Source organism: Vibrio sp. V38_P2S17PM301 (genome assembly GCF_009904845.1).
Lineage (GTDB): Bacteria > Pseudomonadota > Gammaproteobacteria > Enterobacterales > Vibrionaceae > Vibrio > Vibrio proteolyticus.
Genome location: NZ_WXWO01000073.1, coordinates 16,094 through 34,779, shown reverse-complemented (window position 1 = coordinate 34,779; position 18,686 = coordinate 16,094). Strand labels below are relative to the sequence as shown.

Sequence of the window (18,686 nt, the reverse complement as noted above, 5' to 3'; positions counted from 1 at the left end):
CGATGAATCGATACCTGGTATTTAGCCTGCTCTCGACGACCATCGTACTTGGTGGTTGCAGCAAACACAGTGAGCCTGCGGTTTCCGTGGTACCCAAAGTGAAAGCCGTCAGTCTGGATCGCAAACATGCGCCGGACCGGCTGTACTTTCCTGCGGTGGCAAATGCCGCAGAACGTTCTCGTCTCAGTTTTCGTGTCGCGGGTGAGGTCAGCAAACTCGCTGTGAAAGAAGGGGACAGGGTCCAACAGGGCGATGTGCTGGCAGAACTCGATCCGACCGATTATCAGCTTGATGTGGACAATGCGTCGGCGCGTTATTCTGTTGTGAACAGTCAGTATCAGCGCTCTGCGCCGCTGGTCAAAAAAGGCCTGTTGGCCAAATCTCAGTTTGATGAAATTGCAGCCGAACGCCAGATTGCCTCTGCCGAACTGCAGTTGGCCAAGCTCAGACTGTCATTTACCCAGCTTATGGCGCCGATGGACGGCATCATTTCGCGGGTCAATGTGGACCAGTTTGAAAACATTCAGGTGGGCCAGCAAGTGGTTAATATCCACAGTCTTGATAATGTTGAAGTGCTGATTCAGCTTCCTGACCGTTTATACATCAACCAGCCCGGACCAGACCACCTTGACAGCGTGCGCGCCGTCGTGCGCCTGCCAAGTGGTAATCAATATACCGCGCGGGTGAAAGAATTTACCACCGAGCCGGACCCGTCAACGGGGACCTTTACCGCCACCCTGTCGATGCCAATGCCCAAAGAAGAATATGTGTTGGACGGGATGGCGGTTGATGTGACAACGGCAGGAGAGAATATCGGACTCAATCTGAATGTAGGGGTGCGGGTGCCAGTGGAAGCGGTATTTAACGCCGACGGCGATGAGTTGTCGCGCGACAACAAATTTGTCTGGGTGCTGAACGATGACCAAACCGTATCTAAGCAAGCGGTAACGGTAGGCTCAGCGTCGCAAACTACCTTACAGATCCTCAGCGGTCTGACGAATCAACAGAGTGTTGTCGTCGCTGGGATCAGTCGGTTAAGGGAAGGCATGAAAGTGGAAGTGGTGCCGCAGGAGGCTAGCCAATGAGCGAACAAAAACAAGAACCGCCTCAAAAGGACGAGGATATTACGGGCATTGCTGCGTATTTTATCCGCAACCGTGTCATCAGTTGGATGATATCGCTGATCTTTCTGATTGGTGGTGTGGCCGCCTTTTTCAACCTCGGACGTCTTGAAGATCCCGCTTTTACTATCAAAGATGCCTTAGTGGTGACGTCTTATCCGGGCGCGACCCCGCAACAGGTGGAAGAAGAGGTTACCTATCCGCTTGAAAAAGCCATCCAACAGCTAATGTATGTGGATGAAGTCAATTCGATTTCCAGTCGCGGACTGTCGCAAATTACGGTGACCATGAAAAACAACTATGGCCCGAATGACTTACCCCAAATTTGGGATGAACTGCGGCGAAAAGTGAATGACCTGAAAGGCTCGCTGCCGCCTGGTGTCAATGAACCTCAGGTGATCGATGATTTTGGCGATGTGTATGGGATCTTGCTGGCGGTCACCGGGGATGGCTACTCATATAAGGAACTGCTCGACTACGTCGATTACCTGCGCCGGGAGCTGGAGTTGATCAACGGTGTCAGCAAAGTGTCGGTATCGGGTCAGCAGCAAGAACAGGTGTTTATTGAGATCTCGATGAAGCGTTTGAGTTCTCTCGGGCTCGCGCCGAATACCGTGTTTAATCTGCTGTCGACTCAAAATGTGGTGTCGGATGCAGGGGCAGTGCGCATCGGGAGTGAATATATCCGTATTCAGCCGACTGGTGAGTTTCAGAATGTGGATCAACTCGGCGACCTTATCATCACAGAAAGTGGCGCGCAGGGGCTAATTTATTTGCGTGATGTGGCGGATATCAAACGTGGTTATGTTGATGTTCCCAGCAATATCATCAATTTTAACGGCAAGTTGGCGCTTAATGTGGGTGTGTCTTTTGCACAGGGTGTCAATGTGGTGGAAGTCGGGCAACGGTTTGATCGCCGGCTGTCAGAGCTGAAATATCAGCAACCTGTTGGTATCGACATTGCAGAGATTTACAGTCAGCCGAAAGAGGTGGATAAATCAGTCAGTGGCTTTGTGATCAGCCTGGGGCAGGCGGTGGCAATTGTGATCATTGTACTGCTGTTTTTCATGGGATTGCGCTCGGGTCTGCTGATCGGACTGATTTTGCTGCTGACGGTGTTTGGCACTTTCATTTTCATGCAATATTTTAAAATCGATCTACAGCGGATCTCGCTCGGCGCGTTGGTGATTGCATTGGGTATGCTGGTGGACAATGCCATCGTGGTGGTTGAAGGGATACTGATTGGGACGCAAAAAGGTCGCACCCGCATGCAAGCCGCGACGGATATCGTGACTCAGACAAAATGGCCGTTGCTGGGGGCGACCGTGATTGCGGTAACGGCGTTTGCTCCAATTGGTTTGTCGGAGGACTCAACTGGCGAATACTGTAGAACGTTATTTACCGTACTGTTGATTTCGCTGATGTTAAGCTGGTTTACGGCCATATCTCTCACGCCATTTTTTGCTGACATTTTCTTTAAGCAACAAAAAACACCGAAAGGTGGCGCTGATCAGGATCCGTACAACGGAATGATCTTTGTTCTTTACAAAGGTTTTCTTGAGTTTTGTCTCAAGCGAGCCTGGCTGACCATGGTGGTGCTGGTCGTCGGTTTAGGCGTAAGCCTGTATGGTTTCACTTTGGTCAAACAGGCGTTTTTCCCTTCTTCCACCACGCCGATGTTTCAAACCGATATCTGGTTACCGGAAGGTACGGATATTCGCGCGACCAATGAGGCGCTGACAGAGCTGGAAAGTTGGTTGGCAAGACAGGACAGCGTTGAACATATTACTTCGACTGCGGGCAGAGGGCTGCAGCGTTTCATGCTGACCTATTCACCAGAAAAGAGCTACGCCGCCTACGGTGAAATTACGACCCGGGTGACCTCATACGAAGCACTCAAACCTTTGATGGCGAAGTTCCGTGAGCATGTGGCAGCCCACTATCCGCAAATCAATTTCAAACTCAAACAGATTGAACTGGGCCCTGGAGGCGGTGCAAAAATTGAAGCGCGTCTTATCGGCTCAGATCCGGACGTGTTGCGCGGTCTGGCGAAGCAGGTCAGTGATATCTTGTACGCCGATCCGGCTGCGACCAATATTCGCCATGACTGGCGAGAGCGGACCAAAGTGTTGGAGCCGCAGTTCAATGAAAGCCAGGCCCGCCGTTACGGTATCACTAAATCGGACGTGGATGATTTTCTGTCGATGTCATTTTCCGGTCTAAACGTGGGTATCTACCGTGATGGGACTACATTGATGCCGATCGTAGCGCGCTTACCGGACGATGAGCGGGTGGACATTCGCAACATCGAAGGAATGAAGATTTGGAGCCCGGCGCTGACTGAGTTTATTCCGTTGCAGCAAGTGACGCTCGGTTACGACATGCGCTGGGAAGATCCCATCATCATGCGTAAAAATCGTAAGCGTATGCTGACGGTAATGGCTGACCCGGATATCTTGGGTGAAGAGACGGCCGCGACACTGCAAGCTCGTCTCCAGCCACAAATAGAAGCCATTGAGATGCCATCAGGTTATTCACTGGAGTGGGGTGGGGAATACGAATCTTCCGGAGATGCGAAAGCGTCGTTGTTTACTACCATGCCACTCGGCTACCTGTTTATGTTTTTGATTACAGTGTTCCTGTTCAATTCTGTCAAAGAGCCTTTGATTGTCTGGTTGACTGTACCATTGGCCATCATCGGGGTGACGACTGGCCTGCTAGTGCTGGATACACCATTCGGCTTTATGGCACTACTTGGGTTCCTGAGCTTATCGGGCATGTTGCTGAAAAATGGTATTGTGTTGCTTGATCAGATTGAAATCGAAATGAAGTCCGGTAAAGATCCGTACATTGCGGTGGTGGACGCTGCGCTGAGCCGGGTCCGTCCGGTGTGTATGGCGGCAATTACCACCATCTTGGGGATGATTCCCTTGTTGCCGGATATCTTCTTCAAACCGATGGCGGTAACGATTATGTTTGGTCTGGGGTTTGCGACTGTCCTGACACTGATTGTCGTGCCTGTGCTGTACCGTCTGTTCCATAAGGTCGAGGTGCCGCACTGATCCCTGCCAATGAGGAAAAGCCAGCGCCTCTCTTCGCAGAGGCGTTTTTGATAAGGAAAGTTATGACATTGCAACACACTTGCGCCTGGGCGCTGAATCATGAACTGGAGAAGGTTTACCACGATGAGGAGTGGGGCGTACCTGTCTATGACGACACGGTACTGTTTGAATTTCTGACCCTGGAAGGTGCTCAGGCTGGCCTGAGCTGGATCACTATCCTCAAAAAGCGCGAGGGCTACCGTCAGGCATTCGAGGGTTTTAACATCGATACACTGGCCGGATACGGTGAAGAGCGAATTGAGCAAATCATCGCTGATTATGATGTGGTGCGGCACAAAGGCAAGATTGCCTCAGTATTCAACAATGCCCGGGCTGCTCTTGAGCTGCAGAAAGAGTATGGCTCGCTGTCGAATGCGTTGTGGCAGTTTGTGGATGGCGTTCCGCAAATCAACCACTGGACGGAGATGAGTGAGGTTCCGGCTTCAACAGAGCAATCGAAAGCGATGAGTAAGTTTCTGAAGAAGAGAGGTTTCAAATTTGTCGGAGAAACCATCTGCTACGCCTTTATGCAGGCAACCGGGATGGTCAATGATCACTTGGTGAACTGTCCGCAGCGACAGTCTTGCCTTTGAGAATGCAAAGCGCTGACAGTAAACAGTCCGCCCGGATTATTGAGGCGGACTTTTTTATTATTACGCTTGAATTAGCTCACCGACGCGTGCTCTTGCATCACCACGTTGTAGCGCTCCAGGCCGGCAGCCAGATCGGCAATCAGGTCATCGGCATCTTCCAGGCCGATGTGAAGCCGGATGAGCGTACCTTCAAAGTTTGGATTGGCCACAGTGCGCAGGCTGTTGAAGCTGCGTGGTTCGTTGGCCAGTATCAGGCTCTCATAGCCACCCCAGGAGTAACCCATGCTGAAGTGCTGCATACCGTCAAGCAGAGCGGTGGTTGCGCGCGGATAGCTGGTCTTGAGTACAAACGAGAACAGGCCGTTGCCCCCGGTGAAATCGCGTTTGAAGAACTCGTGACCCGGGCAGCTTTCCAGCGCAGGGTGGCGTACATGATCCACTTCTGGACGGGTCTGCAGCCATTGCGCGACTTTCAGGCTATTCTCTGCGTGCTGACGTAGGCGGACATCCAGTGTGCGGATACCGCGCAAGCCAAGGTAGGCGTCGTCCGGCGATACGCATTGTCCCATCAGATAACTTTGCTCTCGCAATTGATCCCAGTATTTTTCTGAAGCGACCGCAGTTCCTAACATCACATCCGAGTGACCGACAATGTACTTGGTCGCTGCTTGGATCGAAATGTCGACACCGTGTTCAAACGGTGAAAAGTTTACCCCGGCAGCCCAGGTGTTATCGAGCATCACGATGATATCATGTTCATGGGCGATGCGAGCCAGTGTTGGAATATCCTGCACCTCCATCGTGATAGAACCTGGCGATTCCGTAAACAGGATCTTGGTATTGGGCTGAATCAACGTACGGATGCCTTCACCGATGGTGGGATCATAATAGGTGGTTTCTACGCCCATCTTCTTCATGATTTTATCGCAGAAATCACGAGTTGGTTCGTAGCAGGTATCGACCATCAGAATGTGATCGCCACTTTCTACAAAGGATAAAATCGTATTGGAAATCGCCGCAGTGCCGCACGGGTACAGCGCACAGCCTGCACCGCCCTCAATCTCGACCATCGCATCTTGAAAGGCAAAGTGGGTGTGGGTACCGCGTCGACCGTAGAACAGGGTTTTATTGGTGCGGTTGATGGCCGCATGGTTTTTTTCTGCCACGGTATGAAACACCACGGTGGAAGCACGCTGCACGGGTGGGTTGACCACCCCGTTGGTCCATTTCGGATCGCGACCCGCGTTGATGTATTTGGTTTTTTTGCCTTCCGACATGAGAAATCCTTGTCATTACGAATGATTTCTCTATTTAAACCATGTTGTTGACCTGATTGGCAAGTATAGCGAAGGAATTTATCCCTACATGTTATGCCGGCAGGTTATGGATGGGGTTAGTGTCCGCATCACGGCATTGTGTCCAGTGATACGGACAGCAGAATCACAGCAATGGGTTGAACAGGTAGAACAAACGCTCCAGAAAACGATAGTACATGCCGCGTTGCTCCCATTTTTTCAGTTCGACAAAGTGTGACTGTTCGATGTAGCTCTCCTGCAACCAGTGCATCTCTTTGGTAAACGCTTCGTCATCGATTGCCAATGTGACTTCGAAATTGAGCCACAAACTGCGCATGTCGATGTTGACCGTGCCGACGAGACAGAACTGTTTATCGATCACCACAGATTTTGTGTGCAGCAAGCCGCCGTAAAACTCGTAGATTTTCACCCCGGCCTCAAGCAGCTCGGTGTAAAAAGCCCGCGATGCCCACTGCACCATCATCGAATCGTTTTTGTGTGGAATAATCAACGCCACATTAATGCCGCGTTGCGCTGTCATTTTCAGCGTCTCGAGCAAATCGGCACTCGGCACGAAGTAAGGCGTTGTGATCCGTACCGATTCATTGGCCTGATTGATAGCCAATGTCAGCACTTGCGAAATCAGATAATCCGGCATCCCCGGTCCGGATGGAACCACTTGCACCGGATGATGGGGCTGGTTTGGATCCAGTTTGCACTCTGGGTTTGCAGGCAGCATGCGTGCTCCGGTTTCCACTTCCCAGTCCCAGCAGTGAATAGCGGACAGAACGTTCACTGTTGGGCCGGTCACTCGTACCATGATATCGATCCATTGACCGACGCCGGCATTTTGTTTGAAGTAGGCCGGATCGACCATATTCATCGAACCAGTGTAGGCGATGTTGTCGTCAATCACGATGATTTTGCGATGCTGACGCAAGTCGAGTCGACGCAGGAAGATACGCCATGGGCTGACTTCCAGTGCCTGAATGACCTCGATACCGGCATTTTTCATCATTTTCAGCCAGGAGCTACGGAAGAAGCGAGGGCTACCAGCAGAGTCCAGCAGCAGCTTAACGTCCACTCCCCGCTTTGCTGCGCGGATCAGGGCAGAGGCTACCGAGTCGGCCAGACCTCCAGGATGCCAGATGTAAAACACCATCCGGATGCTGGATTGTGCCTGCTCAATATCTTCAATGATGGAGTGCAGAATGTCATGAGGGGAGCTTTGCAGTGACAGCGTATTACCGCTCAATGCGGGTAAGCCGAGACGATTGTTACACAGTTCGTCAATACGGTAGATGTGCCGACCCATTCGTTCTGGGGTGTGGGCGTGGCATTCGTTGAGCTGCGAAAACCAATTGGCAAACGGCGTAAACATCTCTTTGGCTCGATCGGCACGTTTGCGCCCCAGATTCAGTTCGCCAAACAAGAAGTAACAAGCGACCCCAACTACTGGCACGATGTAGATGATCATCAGCCAGGCAAGCGACACACTCACTGCACGCCGTTTAAACACTACGCGTAAGGTCACGCCGGCCACCAAAAGCCAATACAGACCAATACTTGCAAGGGTTAGAAAATGGTAAAACTTGTCCATTCCGCTCTCTGGAACTCCAATCAACAACTGGTTGAATAGTAAATCGAAACTCGGGGGAAAGGAATCACTACCTTAACCACCACTGTTAAGAATAGTAAGAATATGCAAAAGATTTTGTATGTTACAAGCTTGTAAAAACTAGTGGAATATTTAACAATTGATTAAAAGTTCAGCATTTAAACTTGTAAAATTGATGTGTGTTGGAAAATTAGGCTGTGCGGGCTTTCAATTTTAAGCCCAAACTGATTTACTTGCCACCACATGAGCGCCACTCAACTTTTTATAAAGTGTATATAAAATTTTACACATAACATTATTCGGCGCCGTCAATGCAAACACAACAGTGGTAACAACTATGGCAAACAGTAATCGTGGTCACTTCTCGTCGAGAATTGGCTTTATTATGGCGGCAGCAGGTTCTGCCGTCGGCTTGGGGAACGTATGGGGCTTTCCAACTAAAGCTGCCAGTAATGGTGGTGCGGCGTTTCTTGTCATCTATCTGGCGATGGTGTTTCTGCTCGCCTTTCCAATGCTGGTCGCAGAGCTGACGATCGGTCGCCACGGACAGGCTAACCCGATAGCGTCACTAAAGTCGATTTGGACTAAAAACCGTGCAGCCGCCGGTTTCTTTGGTTTGATTGCAATGATTGCGGCTTCAATGATTCTCAGTTTCTATTCCATCTTGGCAGGTTGGTTGATGGGTTTTGCGGCCGCACCAGCACTGGATGTCATCGGGTTACAAACGGCAGCCGACTGGTTGGTGAATTTCGGTGGACCACGCAACGTGATATTAGCGGTCCTGTTCTCGGTTCTGACCATTCTGGTGGTACAAAAAGGCGTGGCCGACGGTATCGAAAAGTGGTCAACCCGTCTGATGCCAGCGCTATTTGTACTGTTTGCTGTCATGATCATCTATATCTTTACGCAAGATGGCGCGATGGAAGGTCTGAAGATGTACTTGGTCCCGGATCTGTCTCACGTACACCCAGGCCTGGTTGTGGATGCTATGGGGCAGGCGTTCTTCTCCCTGTCTTTGGGCGTCGGCTCTATGATGGTCTACGGTTCGTATCTGACTAAAGACGTCAACATCCCCAAAACTGCGGGTCAGGTTGCAGCGATTGATACCGGGGTAGCGTTTGCGGCGGGCTTACTGATCTTGCCTGCGATGTACGTGGCCAAGCACAATGGTGTGGAAATCTTCAATGAGGCCGGTGAGCTCCTCAGCTCTGGCGATCTGGTGTTTGCTGTATTGCCTTCTATGTTCGATACCATGGGTGGTGTGGGTGTTGTCGTTGGGATCGGTTTCTTTGTATTGATGGTGATCGCCGCGCTGACGTCATCCATCTCGCTACTTGAAGTGCCAGTTTCCTGCGCTCAGGACGAACTGAACATGGAACGTACGACAGCGACCTGGCTAATCGGTGGCGCTATTCTGGTTCTGAGTATTATTATATCGCTCAATTTCGGTGCATTGTTTGGCATCGTCGCTGATGTTTCGACAGTGTACATGCAGCCACTACTGGGCGTAATCTGGGCCATTGTGGTTGGCTGGATTTGGAATCGCAATAACCTGCTCAATGAGCTGAAAGAAGGGAACCCTGAGATAGCCACGGGGCTGTTCTGGAAGATTTGGCCTTGGTACGTACGCTTTGTCTGTCCGGTGGCGATTCTGTCTGTCTTCATCTTCTCGATTGTTTGATTGAAAACACATCATCAAAAGCTGCCTGCGGGCAGCTTTTTTCGTTTCGGTTGGTTATACTTCGTCGCCTGAAATGAAGAGGGCCTATGTTCGATATTCTTTATACACACGATGATTTTCTGGTCATCAACAAACATCCGGGTGTATCGGTTCACAAAGACGATGGCGACACCATGTTGTTGCAGGAAGTCGCCCGAGCTACCGGAGACGAACAACTGTATCTGATTCATCGCCTGGACAAGATGACCTCTGGTTTGCTGTTGCTTGGACGTCATGCCCAGGCTGCCAGTGCTCTGTCTGCGGCATTTGCGCAGCGTCAGGTAGAAAAGTTTTATCTGGCGATTGGGGCTAAAAAACCAAAGAAGAAACAGGGATTAGTCAAAGGGGACATGGAACGCTCGCGTCGGGCGTCGTGGAAACTGTTGAACTCGCAGCACAATCCTGCCATTACCCAGTTTTTCTCTGCCGCTGCTGAGGCGGGAGAACGGTTGTTTTTATGCAAGCCGCATACCGGAAAAACGCATCAGATCCGTGTGGCGCTCAAGTCGCTGGGGTCACCGATTGTCGGCGACGCTATTTACAACCCAGCCTCTCATGCCGATCGCGGCTACCTGCATGCTTTTTCGCTGCGTTTTGAATATCAGCAGCAGAGATACGAGCTGGTTTGTGATCCCCGCCAACATGCGCAATTGGGCGATAAATGGCGCCATCATCCAGTCACAGACACGATCGAACTTTGGCTCACACCTTGGGAATTGCAATGGCCGACCATCAAGAAATAAATAACACAATGCAAACTGCGGCGTTACCGGTTTTTTTTGACCATTTGACGGAGCAGTTACGTCAGGCACCGGATGAAATTCGTCGGTTGTTCCATGGTCGTGGCCAACGTTGGCCCGGATTGGAGCAACTGACTTGTGACTGGCTTCAGGGGCAATTGATCGTCAACCTGTTCAAAGGCGTTGACGACGCATTTCTTCGTCAACTTGAACAAGGCCTGACGGCGTTAGCGCACAGTGAACTTTGGCAACAGAAACAGGGTCGCTGCATAGCGGTGCAGCACCGCTATGAAAACGGCGCACCGACACAAATTCTCGCGGGTGAACTGACGGAGCGCCCGATAGTAGCAGAGAGCGGGCTGAAGTATCAGTTGGATATCGGTCGCAACCAGAACTTCGGTTTGTTTCTCGACATGCGATTTGGCCGCGATTGGGTCAGACAACATGCAAGACACAAAAGTGTCCTCAACTTGTTTGCCTACACTTGTGGCTTTTCCGTTGCCGCGATGGCAGGAGGAGCAGACAAAGTGGTCAATGTTGATATGGCGCGAGCGTCTTTGAGTAAAGGTCGGGACAACCATAAACTGAACGACCACAATCTCAATGCAGTGAGCTTTCTCGGCCATGACATTTTTAAGTCCTGGGGAAAAATTAAGAAGTCCGGTCCGTATGATTTGATCATTATCGATCCACCGTCATTTCAAAAGGGCAGCTTTGCACTCACTAAGGATTACGCCAAGATCCTTCGCCGTCTGCCCGATATGCTGACCGCCAGCGGTGAGGTGATGGCCTGTGTCAACTCACCTGCGGTTTCCAGCCAGTTTTTGATTGATGCTATGGCACAGGAAGCGCCGGAGCTGCAATTTGTCGAACGCCTTGACAATCCGCCGGAGTTTGCTGATGTTGATCATGAAGCCAGTTTGAAAGTGATGATGTTCCGTCGTCAGTAATGAGTACCCCCTCCAAAGTTGAGGGGATTTTTTTATCCGATGTCAACGCCGATGTTTTCGCTTAGTGTCGACGAGCAAGCCAGAATGTATCCTTGTGCCACCTCCTGTTCAGTCAGCGCTTCATGACTGAAGGTATTGACGCTGCCACGCGTGACTTTGCATTTGCACGAGCCACAGATTCCGCTGCGACAGGCCACAATCACAGGTAAACCGGCTTGTTCGAGGACGTCGGCCAGAACAGTGCCATGTTGAGCCGTCAATCTCCTGGCAAACGCGGGAACCTCAATCTCCACCTCGGTGTGCACGGTTTCGGATATGGCTTCGGGTGTTGCTGCGGGGGTAAAACTCTCCTGATGAAAGGCGGCCATATCGAATTGCGCCTGTTCTAACCACTGTTTTACATCGCACATGAAGTGTTCCGGCCCGCACAGATAAACTTGTCTGTCTTGCAGATCCGGAACCCGTTGCATCAGCCAATCAGAGGTGAGGCGTCCTTGTGGGTAGGGCGTACCAGTGGCATCTTTGAGCAGCAGCCTGAGATGGAACTGAGCATATTGCTCATCCAGCGTGGCCAGTTGATCAAAATAGATCGCGTGCGCTGCGCTTTTCGCAACGTGCAGAAACTCAATATCCACCGGATGAGATTGGTTTATCCAATACTGGGCCATGGTATAGACAGGCGTAATGCCACAACCTGCGCTGATCAGCAGTACTTTGGCGATACCGTCTTCCGATGGCCAGGGGGCAAGGTCGAGGCAGTTAAACGCGCCACTTGGTTTCATCACTTGGACGCTGTGTCCGACTTCCAGCTGGTCAACGATAAATGTTGAGACTTTACCGTTTGACACCCGTTTGACGGTCAGTTGAATGTACGCCTCATCGGGTTGTGAACTGATGGAATACGCCCGGAATTCGCTCTGACCATCGATAGACACTCCCAATGTGACAAACTGACCGGGCTTAAAACTAAAACGGGCAAGTGAGGCATGCGCCAGCTTAATGCTGACGCAATCCCCGGTTTCGGCCCATTTTTCGATGCATGTCATTTCGACGGGTTGATTGTGTTCCCATTCGCTAAACATATCTGATCCTGAAGAGATAATACGAAGCCCTCCGCCATGGAGGGCTGTGAAATTTAGGCCGCCAGAATGGCACTCATGTCGGCGTCGACGCTTGAGATGGCGCGCATATCAAATTTTTCCTGAATGATGGCCAATAGATTGTCGGTCAGGAACGCGGGTGCGGTTGGGCCGGTGTAAATGCCTTTGACGCCCAGAGCAAACAGAGTCAACAGGATCACAATGGCTTTTTGTTCAAACCAGGACAGTACCAGTGTCAGTGGCAGCTCATTGATACCGCAGTCAAATTCCTTGGCCAGTGCCAGTGCGAGCTGGATGGCGGAATAGGCGTCGTTGCACTGGCCAACATCCAGCAGGCGGGGAATGCCATTGATGTCGCCGAACTGATTTTTGTTGAAACGGAACTTACCGCATGCCAGGGTCAGAATCACGGTATCGTCCGGCGCCTGGGCGGTAAAATCGGTATAGTAGCTACGCTCTGCTTTGTCTCCGTCACACCCACCGACCAGGAAAAAGTGGCGAATATTGCCTCTTTTCACTTCATCAATCACCGCTGGCGCTGCGTTCATCAATGCATTGCGGCCAAAACCGACGGTGATCATCTGCTCGATTTCATTGTGTTGGAAACCAGGCTGCGCCAACGCACAGTCAATCACGGCACTGAAGTCGTCGCCATCGACATGCGATACGCCCGGCCAGCCGACAATGCTGCGCGTGAAGAGGCGGTCAGCATACTGGCCGACGTTGGGATTGAGCAGGCAGTTGGATGTCATTACAATCGCCCCCGGAAAGTTGGCGAATTCTTTCTGTTGATTCTGCCATGCGCTGCCGTAGTTACCGGCCAGGTGAGGATATTTGTTCAGTTCCGGGTAGCCGTGTGCGGGCAGCATTTCACCATTGGTGTAAACCTGAATGCCAGTGCCTTCGGTTTGCTGAAGAATTTTCTCCAGATCGTGCAGATCGTGCCCGGAGACCAGGATGCATTTGCCTTTGATCGGTTTGACGTTAACCTGGGTCGGCACTGGGTGACCGAAGGTAGACGTTTCACCGCGATCAAGCATCTCCATCACTTTGTAGTTCATCAGGCCAATACGCATGGAGCAGTCCAATAAGGCATTGAGCCCGTCCGGATCGCGTCCCAGCCACCCCATGATCTCGTGGTATTCGGCGTAAATCGCGTTATCCGTTTGCTCCAGCACACGGGCATGTTCCATGTATGCGGCCGCGCCTTTGAGGCCATACAAACAGAGCAGACGCAGCCCAATGACGTCTTCATGCAAGGTTTCTTTACCACGGTTGACCGCAACCTCAGGTGCGAACGCCAGAATCGCGTCGGCATCTTCTGGCAGCACGAAGTGGGCGACGGCAGGTTGAGGTTCCAGAGTCCGGTTGGCCAGCGTTGCAGCGGCTTCAACCTGTGTTTTCAGGCGCTGGTGATAGTGGGACGCCTGATGGGTAAACGCCAGAACCCGTTCCGGGTCAAAGTTGACATTGGTCAGTGTTGAGAAAAACGCTTTGGGAGCCCATTGATTGATTTCGTCGTCGATAATATCAAACTGGCGTGCCAAATCCGCCCAGTAAGAAACCCCTTGTAATGAATACACCAGCACGTCTTGCAGGTCTGAAACTTCAGAGGTTTTGCCGCACATTCCCTGAGTAAATGAGCAGCCTTTGACGGTTGGGGTTTGAATCGTCTGTTCGCATTGAATACAGAACATTGCAGGTCTCCAGTATTATGATTGAGTAATCCGGTGCCTACTGAATGGCAATCTCTGTGCCAAGTTCTATCCTATTGTTTTTATTGTAAAAGTAGTACTTCCACTACTTGGTGGTGATGTTCTTTTTACAGCAGTCTTGTTGTGTAAATGACATCAATGCTGTGTTCGTTGCTAGTGGCCGATGCCCAGCTTTTTACCCATCCGGTACAAGTTCCCCCGGTCCATCTGCAGGAATTCCGCTGCCTTCGCCCAAATTCCGTTCGATTTATTGAGTGCATGCAGGATCAAATCCTTCTGATAACGCTCGACCAAAGGGCGCATTCCCTGACTTTGCACCGGAAAATAGTGGGTTGTACTTTTGACATCGCTGTCGGTCACTGCCACATCAAAGTGGGGTAACTGGATGGTGTGACTTTGCGCCTGAATCGCGCGCAGCGCGGCGCGGGTGAGCGTATGTTCCAACTCACGCACATTGCCCGGCCACTCTTGTGTTTCAAGCATGATGAGTGCTTTCGGGTGCAGATGCAGGTTAGGGACATTGAACTGCTGACGCACTTTTTCCAGCAGGTAACCCGCCAGGACCGGTATGTCACCTTGGCGGCTGCGCAATGAGGGGACGGCGATAGGAAACACGTTCAGGCGGTGGAATAAGTCGGCACGGAACTGACCGGCTTCGACTTCCTGCTCAAGGTGACGGTTGGTCGCGGCAACAATCCGCACATTCACGAGTAAATGTTGGTCACTGCCGACCCGTTGCAGCTCGCCCTGCTGGATCACCCGCAGCAGCTTTGCCTGAAGCAATAATGGCAATTCACCGACTTCATCCAGAAACAGCGTACCGCCGTCGGCCAGTTCAAATTTACCGGCACGGTGTGTATTGGCGCCAGTAAATGCGCCTTTTACGTGACCGAACAATTCGCTTTCAGCCAGGCTCTCCGGCAGCGCCGCACAGTTGACGTAAATCATGGGTTTGTCGCGGCGTGCCGATTGTGCGTGGAGCTGGTGAGCGACCAGTTCTTTTCCTGTTCCGGTTTCGCCGGTGATCAGTACCGCGTAGTCTGATTGTGCGACGGTTGCGATGTTGTTGCGAAGCTGCTGCATTTGTGGGCTGAGCCCGACCATCTCACCCTGTTTAGAACGGGCTTGCTGAATGAGCGTGGCTGTGACGGATTGTTGTTTTTTATGTTTGGCTTTCAACGCTTTAAGCTGACCAATGTTACGTAGCGTTGCGGCTGCCAGAGCTGCGAACGTTTCCATCGTTACGGGTTCAATGTGATCGAATGCGCCAATGGTCAACGAGTCCATTGTGAGCACGCCCACCAGCTTGTCATCGACATACAAGCTGCAACCCATGCAATCATGGACATCAATACTGCTTTCCGCTGAGAGCAGCACGCCGTCAAACGGATCAGGCAGTGGACAATCGGCATCGAAACGCACCGGGGTGCGGCTGATGATGATTTTCTCCAGCCGCGGGTGAGCGGCAGGAAAAAAACGTCGTCCGAGCACTGAGCTGGCCAAGCCGTTGACGGCTACCGGAGTCAGAAAGCCATCTTGGTCAAGAATAAACAGAGCGCTCGCATCACAGGGAAAAACCTGATTGATCCCGTCAATCAAGTGTTGGTACTGTTTTTCACTGGCCAGATTAGAGCTGAGGTTCAGGGCGATATTGAGTAGGGCGTGTTCCATATTCGGGCGCATAAACGAAGGATAATCAGGACTGAGTTGTCCGATGGTATCAGGCGGATGTCATTTAAACATCGCTCTTTTGGTGAAGAATGATGTCTGTTTGACGACGATCAATTCCGCCTGCGACAGAGCCTATTTGTTGTTGGTCAGAGTATGAAAGCCAGAATAAATACGCGTCAGTGTGGTAAACCAGCACATGGCGCCAAACGTGTAGGCAATGGTGGCGAAATGGGCAGGAAAGAGACAGAACAGAATGAAACAGGCGATGGTTTCGGTTCCTTCGGTCAGTCCGCTCATATAGTAAAGCGATTTATTTTTGTAGATCGGGTTTTCAATGCCGCGTTTCCCGGCCATGACCGCAAACGCGAGAAAGCTGCTGCCAGTGCCGATAAACGCGAAGATCAGAAATGCACCGGCGACAGCATTGTGCTCCGGGCTTGCAAGCACAAAGCCAAACGGGATCAACGAATAAAATAAGAAATCCAGACTGATATCGAGAAACCCACCAGCATCCGTGATGCCCTGGATTCTTGCCAGTGCACCGTCCAATCCATCGCAAACCCGATTGATGAGGATAAGCACCAGTGCCAGCAGGTATTGCTGATTGAGCAGTGCCGGTAGGGCAAAGCAACCGACAACGAAACCCAGCAGCGTGACCTGATTGGCACTCAGGCCCATTTTATCTATGACGCCGGCAGTGGCAGACAGCGGCTTGCGGATCAGTTTTATACTCAGGCGATCAAGCATGGTTCACCTCCCAAGGCCAGCGCAATACCTGGCTGCCCGGCGGAACATCGGCCTCATCGTGCGTGACCATCAGCGCGGGAATATTGGCCGATTGCAATTGCGCCATTACCCAGTCACGAAACTGGCTTCGCAGCGCTTTGTCGAGCTTGCTGAACGGTTCATCAAGCAATGCGACCTGTGGTTGGGCGAGCAGCATTCGGGTCAGGCTGATGCGTGCTCGCTGACCTCCGGAAATCTGGTCCGGATAGGATTGAGCCAATTTCGTCAGGTGGATATTTTTGAGCGCATCCAGCGCGCGCTCTTTGCGCTCGCGGCCTTTAATGGCATCGGGCAGGGCAAACGCCAGATTCTCCCAGATATTTAAATGCGGGAACAATAGATCATCCTGAAACAGGATTCCTACCTGACGTTTGTGGGCTGGTAGTGCGTTGAGTGGGCGATCATCCAGTAGAATGCTGCCAGTAAGACGAAACTCCTCCGATAAGTGTCCGGCAATCGCGTCAAGCAGGGTGGATTTTCCGCAACCGCTCGGGCCCATCAGCGTCACAATGCCCCCTTTTTCTATCTGTAAGGAGAGGGAAGAAAACAGTGCCTCTCCATTGTGTTTATGAATGGCGAGGTTTTCTAGACAAAGACTCATTCGGCAACAGACCTTTAATCGATAAATGGCGATATTTAGCTTGTAAACGGCTAATGGTGATCGCAAAAGCAAAAAACAGCAGCGGCAACGCCGCTTGCCAGAGGGCGTAAATGGCGGTAACACGGCGATCGAAGCCACTCGACAGCGCCACCGCTTCAGTGGTGATGGTGCGGATCCGGCCTGCGCCAAGCATCAGCGTCGGCAGATATTGTGCCAGGCTGACGCTGATTCCGATCACCCAGGCAAAAACAATGGCGGGCAGTAGCAGCGGCATTTTAACCCGCCACCAGGTACGCAGGGGCGATTGACCCAAGCTGAGTGATACTCGGGTCAGGTTGTGATCATAGCTTCGCCAAGGGCCATCCAGTGACAAATAGACATAAGGGAATGCAAAAAAGAGGTGTGCCCAGCAAACCCAAAACCAATGTGCACTGTCATGAAGATACAGCGTCATGATCTGAAGGCCGAATAATATGGACAGCTGCGGGAGAAGCATCGGCACGGCGATGATGTATCCCGGTATCTGCATTCGATACCGGATCCGGTACTCATGGGCCAGAAGTGCAAAGACCAGTGCGACGGTGGCTGACACCAACGCCAGCAGCAGGCTTTGTTGCACGGTGCTGGCAACCGACTGCCATTCGTACTGCCAGAAGCGCGGAGTATAACTGCTGGGCAGTACATCCGGGAAACGCCAGCGCTGCGCAAAGCTCCATAGCGTTAACAATGGAATCATTATCAGGCTGATGAACAGGATCACACTAAACAGCGAACGCCCAGCCAGAGAAATACCACTTCGACCAGACCATTGCCAGCGGCGAATGCCGCGTGTGAGCAGCCATTCCACCATGCGTGCAAGGCCAATCACCAGTGCCGCGAGGGCAAACAATACCACAGCACCCGCGGCCGCTCGCGGGAGCAGTGTCAGATCCGGATCACTGAACCATTGCCACACCAACACGGCGAATGTGGGGGGATTCGTCGGGCCGATGATCAGCGCAATGTCCACCACCGACAGGCTGTACGCCATGACCGCCAGCATAGGAAAGCGCAGTTTGTTCAACCACTGTGGTAACAGGCACTTCCACCACATGGCGTTGCGACTGTACCCCAATGACGCGCTGACTTTGGTAACTTGTGAGACATTCAGTTGTTGTACGATGGGAATACTCATCAACAATAAAAAGGGCACTTCTTTCAGCGCCAGCATTATAATCAGCCCAAGGGCGTGCGGATCGTTAACCAGCAGCGCCAGCGCGTCGACAGGACGCGCATTGGGGTCGTATCCAATCAGTTCATGCAGCCAACGCGCCCCCAGTCCTGTCGGAGCAAACAAAAAGGCAAATCCGATAGCAAATGCCACGTGCGGCATGGCTAAGAGCGGGGACAACATCAACTCGATTCTGCGCCAGAAGCGCGTCCCCCAACTGGCTTGCAGGACCGCAAATGTAAGCACGCACGCCAGATAACTGCTGATCACCGATGAGTACAGGGTTAAGCCGATAGAGTGCCAGACGCCTTGCCATTCGAACACCTGGCGAAAGCCCGTCAGACTGATCGTCTGCATGTCCAGCGGTGGAAGGTAGCCCAGTGACGATGCCAGCACACCGAGCAGTCCCGGAATCGTCGGAACAATACAGCCGACAACGATGAGCAGATACAGGGTTCTTAGCAT

The 18,686-nt window shown here is 51.8% G+C and carries 14 protein-coding genes; 6 read left to right on the top strand and 8 right to left on the bottom strand.

What is annotated here, in order from left to right; genetic code table 11:
* Positions 1 to 2: 2 nt before the first annotated feature.
* The 3 genes from CAG64_RS15830 (at position 3) to CAG64_RS15820 (ending at position 4,815) form a co-directional block, all read left to right on the top strand.
* Positions 3 to 1,085, top strand: a complete 1,083-nt coding sequence (locus CAG64_RS15830; RefSeq protein ID WP_161457304.1) for an efflux RND transporter periplasmic adaptor subunit — start codon at positions 3 to 5, stop codon at positions 1,083 to 1,085.
* On the top strand, positions 1,082 to 4,183 hold the full coding sequence (locus tag CAG64_RS15825; protein WP_161457305.1) for an efflux RND transporter permease subunit: 3,102 nt from the start codon (positions 1,082 to 1,084) through the stop codon (positions 4,181 to 4,183). Before CAG64_RS15830 ends, CAG64_RS15825 begins: the two co-directional genes overlap by 4 nt.
* A 62-nt stretch (positions 4,184 to 4,245) precedes the next feature.
* Entirely contained in the window at positions 4,246 to 4,815 is a 570-nt protein-coding gene (locus CAG64_RS15820) for a DNA-3-methyladenine glycosylase I (RefSeq protein WP_161457306.1), read from the top strand.
* Between the two features lie 71 nt (positions 4,816 to 4,886).
* On the opposite strand, the gene CAG64_RS15815 is transcribed toward CAG64_RS15820, so the two are convergent.
* Positions 4,887 to 6,092, bottom strand: coding sequence for a cystathionine beta-lyase (locus CAG64_RS15815; protein ID WP_161457307.1), 1,206 nt, complete (start codon positions 6,090 to 6,092; stop codon positions 4,887 to 4,889).
* Between the two features lie 163 nt (positions 6,093 to 6,255).
* On the bottom strand, positions 6,256 to 7,710 hold the full coding sequence (gene cls, locus CAG64_RS15810; protein WP_161457308.1) for a cardiolipin synthase: 1,455 nt from the start codon (positions 7,708 to 7,710) through the stop codon (positions 6,256 to 6,258).
* A gap of 355 nt (positions 7,711 to 8,065) precedes the next feature.
* Between cls and CAG64_RS15805 the strand changes: the two genes are divergently transcribed.
* The 3 genes from CAG64_RS15805 to CAG64_RS15795 all read left to right on the top strand — a co-directional run bounded on the left by CAG64_RS15805 (position 8,066) and on the right by CAG64_RS15795 (position 11,138).
* On the top strand, positions 8,066 to 9,409 hold the full coding sequence (locus CAG64_RS15805; RefSeq protein ID WP_161457309.1) for a sodium-dependent transporter: 1,344 nt from the start codon (positions 8,066 to 8,068) through the stop codon (positions 9,407 to 9,409).
* Positions 9,410 to 9,495: 86 nt separating this feature from the next.
* Positions 9,496 to 10,191 carry a TIGR01621 family pseudouridine synthase gene (locus CAG64_RS15800; RefSeq protein WP_161457310.1) on the top strand — a complete coding sequence of 232 codons (696 nt, stop codon included), beginning with the start codon at positions 9,496 to 9,498 and terminating at the stop codon, positions 10,189 to 10,191.
* An 8-nt stretch (positions 10,192 to 10,199) separates the two neighbouring features.
* Positions 10,200 to 11,138 (top strand): class I SAM-dependent methyltransferase, encoded by a 939-nt coding sequence (locus CAG64_RS15795; protein WP_021707101.1) that lies wholly within the window; start codon positions 10,200 to 10,202, stop codon positions 11,136 to 11,138.
* 32 nt (positions 11,139 to 11,170) lie between these two features.
* On the opposite strand, the gene CAG64_RS15790 is transcribed toward CAG64_RS15795, so the two are convergent.
* The 6 genes from CAG64_RS15790 to CAG64_RS15765 form a co-directional block, all read right to left on the bottom strand.
* Entirely contained in the window at positions 11,171 to 12,220 is a 1,050-nt protein-coding gene (locus CAG64_RS15790; protein WP_161457311.1) for a hybrid-cluster NAD(P)-dependent oxidoreductase, read from the bottom strand.
* A 53-nt stretch (positions 12,221 to 12,273) separates the two neighbouring features.
* On the bottom strand, positions 12,274 to 13,935 hold the full coding sequence (hcp, locus tag CAG64_RS15785) for a hydroxylamine reductase (RefSeq protein WP_161457312.1): 1,662 nt from the start codon (positions 13,933 to 13,935) through the stop codon (positions 12,274 to 12,276).
* 171 nt (positions 13,936 to 14,106) lie between these two features.
* Complete coding sequence (norR, locus tag CAG64_RS15780; RefSeq protein ID WP_443084070.1) at positions 14,107 to 15,624, bottom strand: nitric oxide reductase transcriptional regulator NorR; 1,518 nt, start codon at positions 15,622 to 15,624, stop codon at positions 14,107 to 14,109.
* A 132-nt stretch (positions 15,625 to 15,756) separates the two neighbouring features.
* The gene (locus CAG64_RS15775) at positions 15,757 to 16,371 is read right to left on the bottom strand and encodes a CDP-alcohol phosphatidyltransferase family protein (protein WP_161457314.1); all 615 of its coding nucleotides are present in this window, start codon (positions 16,369 to 16,371) and stop codon (positions 15,757 to 15,759) included.
* The gene (locus CAG64_RS15770; RefSeq protein WP_161457315.1) at positions 16,364 to 17,011 is read right to left on the bottom strand and encodes an ATP-binding cassette domain-containing protein; all 648 of its coding nucleotides are present in this window, start codon (positions 17,009 to 17,011) and stop codon (positions 16,364 to 16,366) included. Before CAG64_RS15770 ends, CAG64_RS15775 begins: the two co-directional genes overlap by 8 nt.
* Positions 16,977 to 18,686 (bottom strand): ABC transporter permease, encoded by a 1,710-nt coding sequence (locus CAG64_RS15765; protein WP_161457316.1) that lies wholly within the window; start codon positions 18,684 to 18,686, stop codon positions 16,977 to 16,979. Before CAG64_RS15765 ends, CAG64_RS15770 begins: the two co-directional genes overlap by 35 nt.